This is a genomic window from Clostridioides sp. ES-S-0010-02 (genome assembly GCA_020641055.1).
Taxonomy (GTDB): Bacteria; Bacillota; Clostridia; order Peptostreptococcales; family Peptostreptococcaceae; genus Clostridioides.
The window spans coordinates 4,164,009-4,181,961 of the sequence record CP067345.1 but is presented as its reverse complement, the minus strand read 5'-3'; the positions used below and the strand labels follow the sequence as shown (position 1 = coordinate 4,181,961).

The 17,953-nt window shown below is 26.0% G+C and carries 16 protein-coding genes; 13 read left to right on the top strand and 3 right to left on the bottom strand.

All coding sequences use genetic code 11. The features are described 5' to 3' along the window. The first annotated feature begins 20 nt into the window (after nt 1–20). Nucleotides 21–671: a cyclic nucleotide-binding domain-containing protein gene (locus JJC01_19570; GenBank protein ID UDN58321.1), complete on the top strand. Its 651-nt coding sequence runs from the start codon at nt 21–23 to the stop codon at nt 669–671. Between the two features lie 149 nt (nt 672–820). Here the strand turns inward: JJC01_19570 and JJC01_19565 are convergent, their stop codons facing one another. Continuing rightward, entirely contained in the window at nt 821–2,197 is a 1,377-nt protein-coding gene (locus tag JJC01_19565; GenBank protein UDN58320.1) for an MATE family efflux transporter, read from the bottom strand. Between the two features lie 15 nt (nt 2,198–2,212). Next, complete coding sequence (locus JJC01_19560; GenBank protein UDN58319.1) at nt 2,213–4,126, bottom strand: ABC-F family ATP-binding cassette domain-containing protein; 1,914 nt, start codon at nt 4,124–4,126, stop codon at nt 2,213–2,215. Between the two features lie 135 nt (nt 4,127–4,261). On the opposite strand from JJC01_19560, the gene JJC01_19555 reads away from it, so the two are divergent. The 11 genes from JJC01_19555 (at nt 4,262) to JJC01_19505 (ending at nt 15,772) form a co-directional block, all read left to right on the top strand. Next, entirely contained in the window at nt 4,262–4,894 is a 633-nt protein-coding gene (locus tag JJC01_19555; protein ID UDN58318.1) for a redox-sensing transcriptional repressor Rex, read from the top strand. A gap of 138 nt (nt 4,895–5,032) precedes the next feature. Next, nucleotides 5,033–5,572 carry a TraR/DksA C4-type zinc finger protein gene (locus tag JJC01_19550; GenBank protein ID UDN58317.1) on the top strand — a complete coding sequence of 180 codons (540 nt, stop codon included), beginning with the start codon at nt 5,033–5,035 and terminating at the stop codon, nt 5,570–5,572. Nucleotides 5,573–5,795: 223 nt separating this feature from the next. Then, nucleotides 5,796–5,945, top strand: a complete 150-nt coding sequence (locus tag JJC01_19545) for a hypothetical protein (protein UDN58316.1) — start codon at nt 5,796–5,798, stop codon at nt 5,943–5,945. 70 nt (nt 5,946–6,015) lie between these two features. Next, a complete protein-coding gene (locus JJC01_19540; protein UDN58315.1) occupies nt 6,016–6,153 on the top strand; it encodes a LytTR family transcriptional regulator in 138 nt (45 codons plus the stop codon). 927 nt (nt 6,154–7,080) lie between these two features. After that, a complete protein-coding gene (locus JJC01_19535) occupies nt 7,081–8,325 on the top strand; it encodes a radical SAM protein (protein UDN58314.1) in 1,245 nt (414 codons plus the stop codon). Further along, nucleotides 8,315–9,334: a 4Fe-4S cluster-binding domain-containing protein gene (locus JJC01_19530; GenBank protein ID UDN58313.1), complete on the top strand. Its 1,020-nt coding sequence runs from the start codon at nt 8,315–8,317 to the stop codon at nt 9,332–9,334. The genes JJC01_19535 and JJC01_19530 overlap by 11 nt, the downstream gene beginning before the upstream one ends. A 79-nt stretch (nt 9,335–9,413) precedes the next feature. After that, a complete protein-coding gene (locus tag JJC01_19525; GenBank protein ID UDN58312.1) occupies nt 9,414–9,578 on the top strand; it encodes a hypothetical protein in 165 nt (54 codons plus the stop codon). A 107-nt stretch (nt 9,579–9,685) separates the two neighbouring features. Beyond that, on the top strand, nt 9,686–12,259 hold the full coding sequence (locus JJC01_19520; GenBank protein UDN58311.1) for an ABC transporter permease: 2,574 nt from the start codon (nt 9,686–9,688) through the stop codon (nt 12,257–12,259). A 16-nt stretch (nt 12,260–12,275) separates the two neighbouring features. Continuing rightward, nucleotides 12,276–12,941: an ABC transporter ATP-binding protein gene (locus JJC01_19515; protein ID UDN58310.1), complete on the top strand. Its 666-nt coding sequence runs from the start codon at nt 12,276–12,278 to the stop codon at nt 12,939–12,941. Between the two features lie 11 nt (nt 12,942–12,952). Then, a complete protein-coding gene (locus JJC01_19510; protein ID UDN58309.1) occupies nt 12,953–13,969 on the top strand; it encodes a S8 family serine peptidase in 1,017 nt (338 codons plus the stop codon). Nucleotides 13,970–13,996: 27 nt separating this feature from the next. Continuing rightward, a complete protein-coding gene (locus JJC01_19505) occupies nt 13,997–15,772 on the top strand; it encodes an ABC transporter ATP-binding protein (protein ID UDN58308.1) in 1,776 nt (591 codons plus the stop codon). A gap of 634 nt (nt 15,773–16,406) precedes the next feature. Here the strand turns inward: JJC01_19505 and JJC01_19500 are convergent. After that, the gene (locus JJC01_19500) at nt 16,407–16,577 is read right to left on the bottom strand and encodes a 4Fe-4S binding protein (protein UDN58307.1); all 171 of its coding nucleotides are present in this window, start codon (nt 16,575–16,577) and stop codon (nt 16,407–16,409) included. Nucleotides 16,578–16,861: 284 nt separating this feature from the next. Here JJC01_19500 and JJC01_19495 point away from each other — a divergent pair, with 284 nt between their 5' ends. After that, entirely contained in the window at nt 16,862–17,929 is a 1,068-nt protein-coding gene (locus JJC01_19495) for a CapA family protein (GenBank protein ID UDN58306.1), read from the top strand. Nucleotides 17,930–17,953 lie beyond the last annotated feature (24 nt).

Here is a 17,953-nt window from a genome sequence, read left to right as displayed (position 1 = left end):
TATCATAAAAGGAGAATTTAATGAAAGCAGAAGAGACGAGCATATACCCAATTATTAAAAATAATTTAAATCAAGTATCCATTGTTGAATATAAAAAAGGGCAAAGATTTGTAGCATCAGATGAAGATTTGCAAGAAGTCTTTTTTATAATAGAGGGAGTTGCATTAGTAGAATGTTCCACTAGAGGAGGAAATAAATTTCTTGTTGATATTGTACCAGAAAATGAATTTATAGGTAAAATTAGTTATATATATGAACATAACTTGAAATGTGATATATTTGCAAAAACTAATATAAGATTATTTAGATTTAAAAAAGATGTATTTGATGAGTTATATCTTAAAAGAGATTTTATTGAATTATTTCACAGTAAATGTACAAGAAGAATATATGAGTTGTACAAAACTAGAATGGTAAGAGAATTATTTTCTTGTACGGAAGTTATTGCTTATTGTATCTTAAAAAAACAAGAGCATAGTATATGTAAAGCAAAGCATATTCGTAATTTTAGTGAAATTTATTCAATCAGTAGAAAAAGTAGATACCACTCCCTATTGAATTTAATTGAAAAGGGTATAATTAAAAAAATAGATAGCACATATGAAGTTTTGAATTATGATAAATTACATAGATTAGCCTTTGAAGTAAAGGAATTTTTAGAAGATAAATAGTTATTAATATTATTATTATTTAATTAAAATATAATATAATAATTTATATAAAAAATAAAAAATAGCTTCACTGAAAACTAGAAATAATTTAGCTGTTTTCAGTGATACTATTTTAAAGTATTATATACTACTAAAATACACTATTGTTATTAATCAATTTCCTTAACTATGTTAATAGCCCATTTTTTAGATAATGCTCTAGGTACCCCAAATATAAATTTTACAACTTCTTCACTGTAAGTGAGTAGAACAAGGATGAATATAGGTGCACCTTTGAATGCAGCTATAAAAGTTAAAGGAAGTGAAGCTAACCACATACATCCTAATTCTAAAAATAGAGCATATTTAGTATCTCCACCACTTCTCAAAATACCAATTATAATTAATGTATTAAATGATTTTAGAGCCATTAGTATACCCATTATAAAAAATATTTTAGTTATATCAGAAGACAAGCTATCAGAAACACTGAACATCTTTAATAATAATGGGATATTTAAAATTAAAATAACTCCAAGTATTAAACCAGCTAAAAACACTAGTATAGAAAATTTCTTAGCATATTCAATGGCTCTTTTGATATGGTCAGCACCAAGTTCATTACCAAGCATAATAGATGCACCAGATGCAATACATACAGCAGTCATTATAAAGAAGTTACCTGTACTAGTTGCTATTTGACTTGCTGCTATAGCAGATGTACCTGCTCTTGAATAAGCAACAGAATATAGGACAGTTCCAACTGCCCATGCAGAGTCATTTACAAATATAGGGAAACTCTTTGATGAAAAAGATTTGATAAAAATCCTATCGATAGCCTTTAGATTTTTCAACCCAAATTTTAATATATAGTCTTTTTTATAAAAATACACATAAGTAAGCATTAAAATTAATTCGCATATTCTTGCAATTACAGTTGCTAAAGCAGCTCCTTTTACGCCTAATGCAGGAAGCCCTAAATTACCAAATATAAATCCATAATTTAAAATAACATTTGTTACAAGAGCAAATGCACTGCAAATCATACCCAACTTAGGATTCCTAACACCTCTAGAACCAGTACTAAACACTGTACTTATAGCTATCAATGGATAACTAAATACTGCGATACTAAAATAGTCTATACAAAGTCTTACAACCTCTGAATCATAAGAAAATATGTGTATTATTGGTTTTGGTGTTAGTAGAGCAGGGATAACAAATACAAAGCTTAAAGCAAGTGCTAATATACAGGTAAGACCTGTAACCTTTCTTATATTACTAATATCTTTTTTTCCATAAAACTGTGAAATAAAAACTCCAGCCCCGCCTGTAATACCAGACAGAGACATATTAAAAAGAAAGAAAAATTGGTTTGCAACTCCAACTGAAGCTACAGATACTTCACCTAAACTACTTATCATAACTGTATCTATTACATTTACAGATGTAGAAATTAAGTTTTGTATGATAATAGGTATACATAAAGATAGAAGTATCTTGTAAAACCTTTTATTTTCATCCTTTAAAGAAAACAATGCTTGCAAATAATCCTCTCCTTTTTACATAAACTCTTCCCACTCATCATATAGAGAGGAAAGTTCATTTTCTAAACTGATTTTTTCTTGACTGACTTCTTTAGCTTTCTCAGGATTAGAGTATACTTCTTCTTGACACAATAGCACATCTAATTCTTCAATTTTAAGTTCTAGTTTTTCAATTTCTTTTTCTATACTTTGCCTTTTTATTCTATTTTTCTTTTCTGATTCTCTTTGCTCTCTTTCTTTTCTTTTTTCATCTTTTATTTGAGTCCTTGTTTTTTCTTCTTTCTCTTCAACAATACTCATTTCTTGAACTTGTCTTTTCTTATCAATATAATAATCATAGTTACCTAAATATTCAGTAACTCCATCTTCATCTAAAACAAGAATCTTATCTACAACAGTATTTAGAAAATATCTATCATGTGATATTGTAAATATAGTACCATCATAATTAGTTAATGCTTCCTCAAGAACCTCTTTAGAATCAATATCTAGATGGTTAGTAGGCTCATCTAACAATAAGAAATTTGCATTTGATAATATAAGTTTAAGTATAGCCACTCTAGCTCTTTCTCCACCACTTAATGTAGAAATTTTCTTGAAAACTTCTTCATCAACAAATAAAAATGCTCCTAACATATTTCTTAAAGTGGTTTGAGTAAGATGATTATTGTTTTCCCAAATTTCATCAATTATAGTGTTATCCAAATTAAGAGTTTTTTGTTCCTGATGGAAGTAAGAAACATGGACATTAGTTCCAAATTTAATATTACCATTAATAGGTTGTAGCTCATTAGTTATTATTTTAAATAATGTAGACTTACCAATGCCATTTGCACCTATAAGAGCAACTTTTTCTCCTCTATATATGTCTAAGTTTAAATCTTTAAAAAGTATTCTTTTTCCATATCCCATAGAGACGTCTCTAATTTGAAGGACATCATTCCCACTTTGAACAGATGGAGTAAATTGTATACGAGCTTTTTTTCTATAAGCTTCAGGCTTATCTAAAACATCCACTTTATCCAATGCTTTTTCTTTGCTTCTTGCACGTTTTAGGTGCTTTTCCCGACCATACGCTTTTAGTCTTTCAATAGATTCTTCTTGTTTTTTTATTTCTTTTTGTTGGTCTTCGAATTTTTTTAGTTCTAGTTCTTTTTCTATTTTAGACAGTTCAACAAATTTAGAATAGTTACCATTATATACTCTAAGTCTTTTATTGTGAATTTCAAAAATTCTATTTACAGCTTGGTCTAAGAAATATCTATCATGAGATATTAGCATAACAGTACCTTTGTATTGTTTTAAAAATACTTCTAACCATTCTATTGCTTCAGAATCTAAGTGGTTAGTAGGCTCGTCAAGTAATAATAAAGTTGGTTTTTTAAGAAGTAATTTTCCTAAAAGAACCCTAGTTTTTTCACCACCAGAAAGTATACTTATTGGTTTATCCATATCATTGTCACTAAATCCTAATCCTTTTAAAACTCCCTTAGCTTCAGACTTATATCCATATCCATTTAAATCTGAAAATAATTCCAACTTATGTGAATATTCATCCATGATTTTTTCTAAAATTGGAGAGCTTGTTTTTGTGCTTTCCTCAGATATTTTAACTTCCAATTCTCTTAAATAGGACTCCATATCTATCAAATCTTTAAAAACTTCCAACACTTCTTCTAAAATGGTATTATCCGAATAAAAATTGGTATTTTGTTCTAAATATCCGATTTCACAATCTTTAGAAGTGTAAATATCTCCACTATCATAGCCATAAATTCCTGATATTATTTTAAATAAAGTAGTTTTTCCAGTACCATTAATGCCAATTATACCAATTTTATCGCCTTCATTTACTGTAAAACTAATATTTTCCAATATAGAATCTATACCAAAACTTTTATTTAAGTTGTTACATGACAAAACAATCATAAATTTCTACCTCCTTGAACTATCTAAAATTATAATGTTTTGATATAATATAATCAAGGTTATATGTATTAGTTTTGAAAAAGAAATATTTTATTGTGAATCAAACAAAAAAGAGGACACTTTTAGGAGGTGAAAATGTTGGGAAATAAAAATATATCAATGGCAGTTATAAGAAGGCTCCCAAAATATCATAGATATCTTGGAGACTTATTAGATAGGGATATACAAAGAATATCTTCTAAAGAATTGAGTGATATAATAGGTTTTACTGCTTCTCAAATAAGACAAGATTTGAACAACTTTGGTGGATTTGGACAACAAGGGTATGGTTATAATGTAGAGGCCCTTCATACTGAGATAGGTAAAATACTTGGATTAGACCGACCATATAATGCAGTTCTTGTAGGAGCAGGTAACTTAGGACAAGCTATAGCCAATTATGCAGGATTTAGAAAAGCTGGATTCGAGATAAAAGCTTTATTTGATGCAAATCCTAGAATGATAGGTTTAAAGATAAGAGAATTTGAAGTGTTAGATTCAGACACTTTAGAAGAGTTTATAAAAAACAATGATATAGATATTGCTGTATTATGTATACCTAAAAATGGAGCACAAGAAGTTATTAATAGAGTTGTAAAAGCTGGAATAAAAGGTGTATGGAATTTTGCACCATTAGATTTAGAAGTTCCGAAAGGTGTTATAGTTGAAAATGTAAACCTAACAGAAAGCTTATTTACTTTATCATATTTGATGAAAGAAGGAAAGTAGACAACTTAAACATATTAATAATAAGTAACTATGAAGAGTATTGAGAAAGTCAGAAGATTTAATATTAAATCATCTGGCTTTTTAAAATATTAGGATAAAAGTTTAAATAATGTATGCAAATAAATAATATTAGGGAGCGTGAGTTTTGTGGAGGAATTATGGAAAAAAGCAATTGAATTTCATGGTCATGAATGTCCAGGTTTAGCTATAGGATTTAAAGCGGCACTTGCAGCAAGAGAATATTTAGGATGTAAACAATCAGGAGATGAGGAAATTGTATGTATTTCTGAAAATGATGCATGTGGAATAGATGGTATACAAGTTGTATTAAGTTGTACAATGGGTAAAGGGAATTTGCTGCTTAGAATGACAGGGAAATCAGTATACCATTTTTTTAATAGGGAAAATGGAAAGTCTATAAGAATATATGTAAAGTCAAAACCATTTGATATGGATAGAGAAGGGTATAAAAAATACTTATTGGAAAGTGAATTTGAAGATATATTTGAAATTACAGACACAAAATTAAGACTTCCAGAAAAGGCAAGAATATTTAAGTCTCTTAAATGTGAAGTGTGTGGAGAGTTTGCACCTGAGCAATATATAAGAATTCAAAATACAAAAAAAGTATGTCTTGATTGTTTTAGTAAATATGAAAGGTTTTATGAAGAAGATTAATAAAAAAATTTAAAATTATGTATAAAAGATAAGATGCTATATTTTTAACATTAAGCAAAAAATTTAAATGGATACTTAAATTTTTAACGTTATTAGATAGCATTTTTGTTTTGAAAAATATTTATGATATAGAATAACTTAAATTTAAAAAAGTATATATAATTTGTGCATAATTATTATTAAGATTAGTTTATAGATTGAAATAAGGGGAGAGAAACTTTTTATGTATAAAATAGTTATATGTGATGATGAACTAGAGACTTATCTTTTAAATTGTCTTAAAAAGATAAGAGAGAATTTGCAAAAATTTATAGTAGTTACAAATAATGGAGAAATAAATAAAATTTTTATTAATGATATAACACATACATAGAAATTGATAGAAAAAATTTAACAATACATACTAGATATAAGGACTACAAGATTAGGAAAAGTATTGGAAAATGGAGCTAGAATTAGAAACTCATAATTTTTTTAGATGTCATAAAAGCTTTTTAGTCAATCTAAAGCAGATTGAGTATTTAAAAAAAGGTGTGATTTCAATTTATAGTGATAATATACCTGTAAGTAAGCATAATTAAAGAAATTAAAAGATAAGTTATCTTATGTATTGGAGGAGACGCTATGTTAGAGAATGACTTATTCTGACAATACAATAGATATTTTGACAATAGTAATAGAATGTTTGGTATTTAAATTTTTATTAGATGAAATTTTTTACATTAGAAAAACAAAATGTTTGTACTAATTTCCTTTTTAATACTTATGTCTTTGTGCGCTATTTTTAATTATGTGAACATGTCAAATGTTATAAGTACTTCTATAAATATAAAATTATTTATGAGAATTATTGTTAGTTTAATATTTCTAATATAAGTGACAATGCAATAGAAGCATGTAAAAAAATAGATGATGATAGTATACAAAAAGAAATAAAAAAAAGAGTTTGCACATGGAATAGGTATAAACAGTGTAGAAAAATCTGTTAAAAAATATGTAGAAAAATACCTGTTGGGGCTTTAAATTGACCTGTTAGGGCATAGATATTGAAATAGTTAATAATAGATGTTATCTTTTAAGCATAAAAATAATTTAATTGAGAAGAAAAAATATTAAATTATGTGCTGAAAAGATAACATCTATTTTGCTTTATAATAACTCAATAAACGATGAGAATTGTAAAATTTGCACTTATGTATTGGTTGTATCTTTATTTTTTATTATTGTAGGTATAAATATAAAGCGAATTTATAAATATTCTTTTTATATATCATCAGCAATAATGTGGATTTTTATAATGTTAATCTTAGGCATTTAAAGTAATGTGGAGAATTTTAAAGTATGAAAAAATTATCAAATATGATATATAAGAAATATTGGTAAATTAGCAGTGGCAAAATTATATTTCTATCAGCAAATTCAACTTGTGCTTAGACATTATATCAATCAAAAGTACCAACAAACATTTATAAGTTTAAAAAATTTTAAATTATTGAAAGGGTGATATTATGACATATGAATTTAGTCAGTATAGTAAAAAAATTATATATAACAATAAAGTTGTATTAGGGAATACAAAAACTGGTCAATGGATAAGGATATCACAAGAAGTTTTCAATATATTGGATTCATCTATAGAGAATAAAATCTCATTAGAAGAATTAAAATTAAATCTGTATGATGATGAGGACAAGAATTATATTGAAAATCTATATAAAAAGCTAATTTTTATGGGAATACTTGATGATGGAAAAAATAAACCAGAGTTCACTAATAAAATAGCTTCAGTTGAGATGACACATAAATGTAATTTAAATTGTATCCATTGTGGAATAGATGCAGATAGTATGAAAAATAGTACAAAGGAAGACTTAACAACTTCTGAATTGAAAGATATATTAGACAAATTAATTTTATGGAATCCAGAAAGAATAATGTTAAGTGGTGGGGAGCCTATGATTAGAAATGATTTCATAGAACTATTAAAATATTTAAAAGATCATTACAAAGGAAAAATAATAATATCAACTAATGGGACTCTTATAAATAATGAAAATGTAGAAATATTAGCTGAATGTGCATCTCAAATTGATATAAGTTTAGATGGATATGATGAAAAAACATGTTCAATTATAAGAGGAAAAGGTATTTTTAACAAGGTTATTGAAAGTGTAAAACTTCTACAAAACAATGGATTTCATCAAATAAGTTTATCTATAGTAACAGGTGATAAAAATGAATACATAGAAGAGAAGTTCAGAGAATTAAGCGATAAACTAAAAACAAAAGCTATTATAAGAAGATTTATGAGTATTGGAAGAGGTAAAGATAGTAAGGAAATATTTTTGACAACTAATGATTCAGAATTTAAGATTCCAGACAAATTTTTAAAGAGAGAAAGCAGAAGACCTATTAAATTTTTCAGTTGCGCTGCAGCTAAAAGAGAAGTTTTCATAACATACAATGGAGATATATATCCTTGTCCATCTTTTATGAAGTCAGAATATAGACTAGGTAATTTAAATGAAATCAAAAATTTAGAAGATACAACTAATAAATATGATAATAGCAAATTGTATAACATTAGTCAATCAAACTGTATTAATTGTGAAGTTAGTTTATTTTGCTGGTCTTGTATGTCTGAATTTAAAAGAATAATTAAGAATGAAAGAGTTTTTGAAAAAAGGTGTAAAAAAATCAGACCAATATTATTTGAAGAAATTTGGGGAGAGAAGGTTTGTTGTGATAGTTAAATTTTGGGTAACTAATGACTGTAATTTGAAGTGTAATTATTGCTATGAGGGCCAGGATAAAGCTAAAAAATACATGTCTAAAAATGTTATTGATAAGGCTATAAATTATACGTTGAACTACATTAAAAAATTAAATACAAATGAATTAATAGTTTCAATACATGGAGGAGAACCATTTTTAGCATTTGAAATAATTGAATATATAGTAAATTGTTTTAGAAGACAAGTGGATGAAAACCGTATAAATATTTCATTTGCAACTACTACAAATGGAACAATTATGAATAGAAAAATAAAAGAGTTTATTATAAAAGATATTAAAAATATAACTTTCAGCATTGATGGAGCTAGGGAAACACATGATATGAACAGACAGTTTAAAAATGGGAATGGAACTCATCATATAGTATTAAGAAATGCAAATGAAATACTTAAATATATTCCTAATATGAGAATAAGAACTACATTTGATAGTAAAAGTGTTAGAACTTTATATGAAGATGTTAAATTTCTGATTGAAGGTGGCTTTAAATGTATAGTGCCAGCTCCAAATTTATTTGATAAAAATTGGGATGAGGAATCATTATATATATTACAAGCTCAAGTTAAAAAATTGAAAGAATATTTAGAACACAAAGAAAATGTAGTGGTCAGTATACTTGATAAAGATTTACACTTTAAAAAAAGCTGTTGTGTTGGAGGAAGGTCAGGCTTTGATATAGATCCTGATGGAAACTTATATCCTTGTATTTTATCAGTTGGTATTAATGAATTTTGTATAGGGAATTTGAAGGATGGGATGGACGAAAATAAACTAGAAAAAATATTGAGCTATTCTAAAAAGATAAATCCAGAGTGTAATGGATGCGATTTATACCAGTACTGTGATGGAGCTAGATGTAAGATAATTAATAAAATAATTACAGGAGATTATCTTTTACCACCTCCTATGCAATGTGCTATGGAGAAAATGAGATATAAATTTAATATAAAAAATATCTTTATATAGATAAATTTGATAGCTATGATTTTGAAATACACATAGTATTTTAAGATAAATTATAAATTTATAAAAGGGGGAAATGTATATGTTAAAGGTAGAAAAAATACAGGACAAACAAGAGGTAGAAGTTTTATCTCAAAGTAGAGATTGCTCAACACAAGCAGATCCAGATGGTAATTATTATGCACCTTGTTGGGATGACTGTACAGCTGACGATAAACCAGCATATTTTGGAAGTCAATATTGGTAAAATTAAATTTTAAATGACAAAAGTAATCATCTTTATATAAGATGATTACTTTTATCAAATGCAAAATGATATTAATTATATGAGACATAAGGAGGACATGATGCTGAATGAATAAAGATTGTTTTAATTTAAGTAAAAAATATATAAAAATGTATAGAAAAAGATCTATATCAATAGTACTAAGCATGATACTTTCTATAGCTCTCATTGTTGGTATCGGAAGTTTATTAGAGACAACAAGATATGCAGAAATACAAAATATGAGGTATACTCAAGGAATTTATCATGTAATATTTAGTGATTTGAATAAAAAACAGATTAAAAGGATTGAAGATAAAGCTAATATAGCTAACATGGGTTTGAAAGTATACAATGCTTCAACATCAAAAGAAGAAAAGCAATTAGTTGAGCTCACTTTAGTAAACGAAGATTATATAAAAAGCGACTCCGAAATAATAAAAGGAAGATTTCCAAATAAAAAAAATGAAATGATTGCTGAAAGTTGGGTATTGAAAAATTTAAGTATTAAACCTGACATTAATCAAGAAATTGAGTTGAAAGTTAAAGATGATAAAAAAGGATTTAAAAAAGAAAAATTCAAGATAGTTGGTATTATTAAAGATAGAGAGAGTCATAAGGCAATTGCTAATATGGAACTAATGTTACCACTTGATTTGTATAATATGGATAAAATAAATACATATATAGCATTTAAAAATAATATTGATATAAACAATGAAATAAATAAAATAGCAAAAGAAAATTCCATCCCTAAGGAAAATATCAGACCTCATAATGATTTAATAGGTTTAGAAACATCAGAAAATAAAGAAATTTATAATAAGTTTAAAATAGTTTTAGTAGTAAGTTTAATATGTGGAATTGTTATATATGGAATATTCAATATATCTATATATAACAGAATGGGAGAATATGGTGTATTAAGAGCAATAGGAACTAATAGAAATGGCATGTTTAAAGTTATATTACAAGAACTAAGAATTTTATATTTTATTTCGATACCTATAGGTATAATAACAGGATATTTAGGAGCTAAAATTTTTTATAAATTAGGTGAAAATATAAATACAAAATTTATATTAAATGGTGAAATCATAAAAATAGGTTTGATTTTTCCAGCAGACATAATAATTTTATCAATCTTATCAATTGGAGTTATTATAATATTAATAGCTTTTTTAACTTGTAGGAATATTATGAACAATACTATTATAAGTTTGATAAAAAGAAGCAATGATAATGTATTTGAAAGAAATTTTGTTAGTTTTAGTTTCTTTAATAGGTTTGTAGAATTTTCTAAGGCAATTTCTCTTAAAAATATATTTAGAAATAAAAAAACTTTTTTTATGATAATCCTTTCTATGTGTATTTGTGGAACTATGTTTGTTCTATTGAACTATAATGGGTATCTAAAAGAGAAGAGATATCCAGTTTATTTTTCTAATTTACATATGAATTCTGATTTTATGATGAATATATACAATGATAATAAGAGTAGTGGAATAAATGAAAGTATTTTAGAAGAGATAGAAAAAATTGAAGGTGTAAAAAATATAGAGTCATCTCAAGTTACATATTCAAAGTTAATAATGAATAATATAAAAATTTTGAATAAAGATTATTTTAATGATTTAAATTATTATAATAAAGATACTCCTAAAAAAGAGTATTTGATGAATGATAAATTAATAAAAGAGACTATTTTAAAGAACAACTTTAGAGGATATAATGATAATGCTCTTAATAGATTGAAAGATTATATTATAGAAGGAAATATAGATATAAATAAAATTAAAGAAAATAATTTGGCTATTGTATATATCCCTCAAATAAATGGAAAAAATCCTGTTCCACAAGTAAATGGAAAAAGTGTTGTAGATATAAAACCTGGTGACGAAATTAGTATAAAATTTAGGAAAGATAATATTATAGATGATAAGTATTATAAATTAACTGATTACGATTCAGAATATGTATATAAACAATTTAAAGTTGGAGCTATAGTATCATATGATTATATGCATGAAGCGTATAATACAACTAGTAATAGCGTGGATGTTATTGTCGACCAGGAAACATTTAAAGCTAGCACAGGTATAAATGATTATTATTCTGTTAATATCAACTTAGATAGAGGCGCAGATGATAAAAATATAGAAGATAAAATATCAAAAATCATATCAAAATCAAATGCTAAAAGAATAATATTGACAAATATAGTGAAGCAGAAACAAGATGTTGAGATATTAAATAAAAAAATCAAAATTTATAATACAGGAATAGTATTTATAATTTTTATAATTACTATTATAAATGTGATAAATAATATAGGATATAGCATAATCTCAAGAATCAATGAATTTGGAATATTAATAGCAATAGGAGCAAATCAAAAGATTTTAAATAAAATGATAGTATATGAAGGTATATCTTATGGAGTATTGTCAAGTTTAGTTACCGTTATATTATCATGTATTTTGCAGAAAAGAATATATCTCAATAGTGGAGTATCAAGTTTAGGAATAGAATTTAGCCTACTATATTGGGATTATATATTAATTACAGCAGTAAATATAATTATAGGAGCTGTAACTGCTCATTTGCAATTCAAGCAAATTAAAAGCAAACGTGTGGTTGAATGTATAAATGGAGTAGAATAAAGTTACAGGAGGAAAAATGAATATATTAAAAACAATAGACTTGTGCAAGATATATGGGAGAAAGGAATCAAGAGTTGAAGTTCTAAGAAATATAAATATTGAAATTGATAAAGGCGAATTTGTATCAATAATGGGTCCAAGTGGAAGTGGAAAAAGCACATTGCTTTATTTATTAGGAGGTATTGAGAGAGCTACTTCTGGAAAAATAATTGTTGATAATAAGGATATAAATATATTTTCAGATATAACTATGTCAGAATATAGAAGGAAAAAAATTGGTTTTGTATTTCAACAGTATAATCTAATCCCAATACTTACAGTTGAAGAAAATATTAAACTTCCACTGTTAATGGGAAAAGAAAAAATTGATGAGAATTATATAAACGAATTAATAGATATGCTTGGGCTTAAAGATAAGAGGAAATCCCTTCCAAGTCAGTTATCTGGGGGTCAACAGCAAAGAGTTGCTATAGGACGAGCATTATCTACATCTCCAAGCATTATATTAGCAGATGAACCTACAGGAAATCTAGACAGTAAAAATAGCGATATAGTTATAGATCTTTTAAAGATGTCTACTAAAAGGCTTAATAAAACATTACTTCTTGTAACTCATGATAATAATATTGCCAAAATTTCAGATAGAGTTATTTCTATAATTGATGGGAAAATAAAAGAATAGGTGATTTTACAATGAGCAGAGTGAAAGTAGCAATATTAGATACTGGAATAGATATTAAACATGACTATTTAAAAGAAAATATAATTGGAGGAAGGTCATTTATATTAAATGATAAAAATATATTAATTGGAGATGAATACAGTGATGATAATGGTCATGGGAGTGCTTGTGCATCTCTAATAAAAAAAGAATTTAAAGATATAGATATATTTGCAATTAAAATATTGGATAGTCAAGGAAGAAGCAATATACAAGTTCTTGAAGAAGCATTAAAATTTATATTGAAAACAGATATAAGGTTGATAAATTTAAGCTTATCAATAAAGGAAAATAAATTTCAAAGTGATTTATATAGTATATGTAAAGAATTATTTTTAAATGGGAAAATAATAGTAAGCTCACTTGCAAATAGATATAAATCAAGTTATCCATGTATATTTGATAATGTAATAGGAGTAAAAGGATTTATCTTAGAGAATAAGGATTCATTTTGGTACAATAAGGATTATGACATACAATGTGTAATAGACAACAATTCTTATTTAAGTTGTAGTTTAAATAACTCATATCAATTATTTGGGAAAAGCAACAGCCAAGCTACAGCTAGATTAACAGGAAAAATAGCTAAGGTTATGTCAAAATATCCCAAAATAGAATTGGAAGGTTTGAATGAAGAACTTGAATCTTTAGCATTAAAAAATAGATGGTCTGAGAGTGACTTATTATCAAGTAAAAGATATTATGATAATAAAGTTGAACCATATGACAGTAATAATTATATTTTAAAAAGTGTAAAGGAAACTTTGAAAGAAGTATTAAAAATAGATAATAAGAGTGAAGATATATATGATTATAATTTGTTTAGTAATAGAGTTGGTTTAAATGATCATAATTGTTTCAGTGTAATAAGAAAAATGGAAGAGAAATTTAATATAAAAATTGAATACATAAATGTCTCAAGATATGACTTTGTGTCAGTACATACTCTAACAAAACTTGTTGAGTTAAATATAAATGGACAAGTGTGAATAATATTTTATTTATGAAGTTTTGTTATGTTTAGATGCTTGGGAGGTAAACTTTTGAAAAATAAAAAAAATATAAAGAAATTTCTAAGAATGGTTTTTAAAAATAATAGAGTTGTTATTATGATGGCATTTATTATCGTATTGACAATATCTGCTTTGGATTTAGTAATTCCTCAAGTGATAAAAATTATATTAGATGATGCTATACAACTAGGGAATGTAGAATTGCTGATAAAGCTTGTTATAGTATTTTCTGTAATAAAGATAACCGTGGCATTATCTGAAATAGCTCTACAATATATATATTCAAAGATGAAAAAAAGAATAACAATAAATCTAAAATTAAAGCTACTAAAACATCTATCAAAACTATCTGGCAACTATTACACAAATATAAAATCTGGAAATATATTAACCATATTAGAAAATGACATATTTATAGTTGAGAATTTTGGGATAGAAATGATATTTTCTTTGATTGTAAATGTTATAACAGCTTTTTCGGCATTAGTATTTTTAGTTAATATTAGATTTGATTTATTACTTATAGTTTTAGTAATTCAGATAGTAATAATATTTAGTCAATCGAAATTTACAAAAAAAATAGCACTTAAGACAAAAGAAATAAGAACAGATTCAGGAGATGTGTCAAACTTAGTTCAAGAATATGTTTCTAATATGATGAATATAGTGATATCAAAATCAGTATTAAAGTTTTTTAGAACATATGTAAAAAAAGAAAAAGGAATAGTAGATAAATGGATAAGGCTCAATACAATAATTTCAACAAATATTTCAATAGCAATGATATTGAGCAGTTTAATAACAATATCAATTTATTGTTATGGAGGAATAAAAATAATAAAGGGGGAAATGAGTATAGGGGAACTTATTGCATTTCAACAATATACAAGTATGCTGATTATGCCTTGCACAAGTATAATTAAGTCTAATACTAGAATTCAACAGGCATCAGTCTCCATAGATAGGATATTTAATGCATTGGATGAACCAGTAATTATAAAACAAAATAATAATGGAAATAGGTGTAAAGAAAATTTTGTAGGCAATATCGAATTTAAGAATGTTGAATTTTCCTATGATAATGAGATTAAGACTATAGATAATCTAACTTTAGAGTTTAAAAATGGAAAAACAACTGCATTAGTTGGATCTAGCGGATGTGGTAAATCTACAATAGCTAGGTTGATATTTAGACTTTGGGATATTGATAAAGGAAGTATAAAAGTAGATGATGTTGATTTAAAGGATTATAATTTAGTGGATATAAGAAAACAGATATCTGTTATAACTCAAGACTTACTATTATTTGATGATACAATTTTCAACAATTTAACTTTAGGGAATAAAAATATATCTAAAAACGATGTAGAGTATATCTGTAAAAAAATCGATGTGTATGATTTTATAAGTAACCTTGAGAATAGTTTTGAAACTATAGTTGGAGAGAAAGGTGTAAAACTATCTGGAGGACAGAAACAGAAAATATCTATTGCAAGAGCGTTGCTAAGCAATTCTAAAATATTGATATTTGATGAAGCAACATCAGCATTGGACAATATATCACAAAGAGATATATTAAAAAATATAAATGAGTTTTTGAAAAATAAAACAACTATAATTATAGCACATAGACTATCGACAATAAAAAATGTAGACAAGATATATGTCATCAAGGACGGAAAATCTGTAGAGGAGGGAACTCATGAGGAACTTATAAATACTGGAAAATATTATTATAGTTTTTTAAATGAACAAGAATATGAATGTGGTATTGGATAGAGAAGAGAGTGCTCCAAAATGGTTTTAAAGATCATGCAATAGAGCCTCTCTTTTTAGTATACAAAATAAGCATCCTGTAATAGATAAGCTTGTGATAATACACATATTTAAATAATAACATATCTGTTCAATGCCTTTTTATTGAAAAAACTAAAACAAATAAACTAAAAAATATTTTAAAATAATAAAAAATCAGGTTTTGAGTAATGAGAGTATTGTGTATATTTTTAGAAGTAAAGTATAAGAGTATTGAATATATAAAATAGTTTTTAAAAATATTAGATTTATATTTAACTCCATATTATATGCTATTTATAGAAAAGTAGAAAATAAGAATCCTGTGGACTTGAGAAATAAACATATGTAAAGAAACTTATAGTAATATTCATAGATTATATTTGAATTTTTTTGATGCAAAACAAGATATAACTTGTGAAAATAGAATATGGTATATAGGTGATATTAAAATTAATAGCTTAGAAATGAGTCATATTTAACGAATAATTTAAAACTGATTTATTTATATATCAGAGTATCATTCTAAAATATAAAATACAATTAAGCTATAAATAAAAGAGACTGATTAATATTGATAAAATCAAATTAAGCCAGTCTCTTTATGAATAACCAATTATTATTCTGGTTGAGGTGCATCTACAGGACAAGCTCCTGCACAAGAACCACAGTCTATACAAGAACCAGCATCTATAACATATGCGTCGTCTCCAGCTGATATACAGCTAACAGGGCATTCAGCCTCACAAGCACCACAGCTTATACAAGCGTCAGTAATTTTATATGCCATTTTGAAATCCTCCCTTTTATATGTATTGTAATTCAATAACATTATAACAAATATTATTGAATATAACAATTAAATTAATTCTACAACAAAAACTTTATTATGATATTCTTATTTTAAAGTTTTACAATAAAGTTTAATCTGCTTATATTTTTATTTATCTTAGAGAAGTTTACCTTAAAAATAAAATTAAAGTTTAAAAGTTATGTATGGAGTACATTTAAAAATGTTATACTTTTAAAAGAGTATATTTTATTAAGAATTTATTGCTTTAAAGGAGATTTAACATGAAAAATAAGTTAGTTTACATATGTATTATGAGTTTATTGTTATTTGTAGTAGGGTGTTCTAATAATTCTGAGAAGGAAAATAACATTAAAAAAGATTCTAATAATAATCAAAGTCAGGTTGAAGAACAAAAAAGAGAGCCTGTAAAACAAGATATAACTATAAGTTTTACTGGTGATGTAACTATGGGAAACTATAAGGGTTCATCATACTATGGTAGTTTCAACCATGAATTTGAAAGACAAGGAAAAGATTATGATTATTTTCTTAAAAATGTAAAATCTATATTTGAAAAAGATGATTTAACAGTAGTTAACTTAGAAGGTCCTCTTACTAATGCATCAAAGGCGAAAGAGAAGAAGTTTGCATTTAAAGGCAAACCAGAATATATAAACATTTTGAAGTCTGGAAGTGTAGAGGCAGTAAGTGTTGCAAATAACCATTCAGAGGATTATTTTGAAGAAGGTATGAAAGATACAAAGTTCATACTGGATGAAAATAAGATAAATTATTTTGGTTTAGGTAAAGACGCAGTAATAGATGTTAATGGAATTAAAGTAGGTTTATTGGGATATAATGGATTGTCAACTGAATACAATGAAAAAAACTTAAAACAAATGGAAGATGATATTAAAGCCATAAAGGAGAAGTCAGATGTTGTTATGGTTTATTTTCACTGGGGAATAGAACTGGAATATTCTCCAGATAAAAAACAAAAAGATTTTGCTCATTATGCAATAGATAATGGTGCAGACCTGGTTATAGGCTCTCATCCTCATGTAGTTCAAGGTATAGAAAAGTATAAAGATAAGTATATAGCTTACAGTTTAGGAAATTTTTGTTTTGGAGGAAATAAGAATCCTTCTGATACAGATAGCTATATATATCAACAAACCTTTACCTTCTCAGATAATAAACTATCTTCAATTAAAGAGCCAAATATAATACCAACAGCAATAACATCTAGCAGCTCTAGGAATAATTATCAACCAAAAGTACTAGATGGAAGTGAGAAAGATAGAGTTTTAAATAAGCTAGAAAAAATAAGTAAAGATTTAAATAATTAAAAGTGTAAAAAAAAATAAATATAT

Coding starts and splice junctions, on each gene's coding strand:
- JJC01_19570 (UDN58321.1), top strand. CDS start 21: ATGAAAGCAGAAGAGACGAGCATATACCCAATTATTAAAAATAATTTA.
- JJC01_19560 (UDN58319.1), bottom strand. CDS start 4,126: ATGATTGTTTTGTCATGTAACAACTTAAATAAAAGTTTTGGTATAGAT.
- JJC01_19555 (UDN58318.1), top strand. CDS start 4,262: ATGTTGGGAAATAAAAATATATCAATGGCAGTTATAAGAAGGCTCCCA.
- JJC01_19545 (UDN58316.1), top strand. CDS start 5,796: ATGTATAAAATAGTTATATGTGATGATGAACTAGAGACTTATCTTTTA.
- JJC01_19540 (UDN58315.1), top strand. CDS start 6,016: ATGGAGCTAGAATTAGAAACTCATAATTTTTTTAGATGTCATAAAAGC.
- JJC01_19535 (UDN58314.1), top strand. CDS start 7,081: ATGACATATGAATTTAGTCAGTATAGTAAAAAAATTATATATAACAAT.
- JJC01_19525 (UDN58312.1), top strand. CDS start 9,414: ATGTTAAAGGTAGAAAAAATACAGGACAAACAAGAGGTAGAAGTTTTA.
- JJC01_19520 (UDN58311.1), top strand. CDS start 9,686: ATGAATAAAGATTGTTTTAATTTAAGTAAAAAATATATAAAAATGTAT.
- JJC01_19515 (UDN58310.1), top strand. CDS start 12,276: ATGAATATATTAAAAACAATAGACTTGTGCAAGATATATGGGAGAAAG.
- JJC01_19510 (UDN58309.1), top strand. CDS start 12,953: ATGAGCAGAGTGAAAGTAGCAATATTAGATACTGGAATAGATATTAAA.
- JJC01_19505 (UDN58308.1), top strand. CDS start 13,997: ATGTTTAGATGCTTGGGAGGTAAACTTTTGAAAAATAAAAAAAATATA.
- JJC01_19500 (UDN58307.1), bottom strand. CDS start 16,577: ATGGCATATAAAATTACTGACGCTTGTATAAGCTGTGGTGCTTGTGAG.
- JJC01_19495 (UDN58306.1), top strand. CDS start 16,862: ATGAAAAATAAGTTAGTTTACATATGTATTATGAGTTTATTGTTATTT.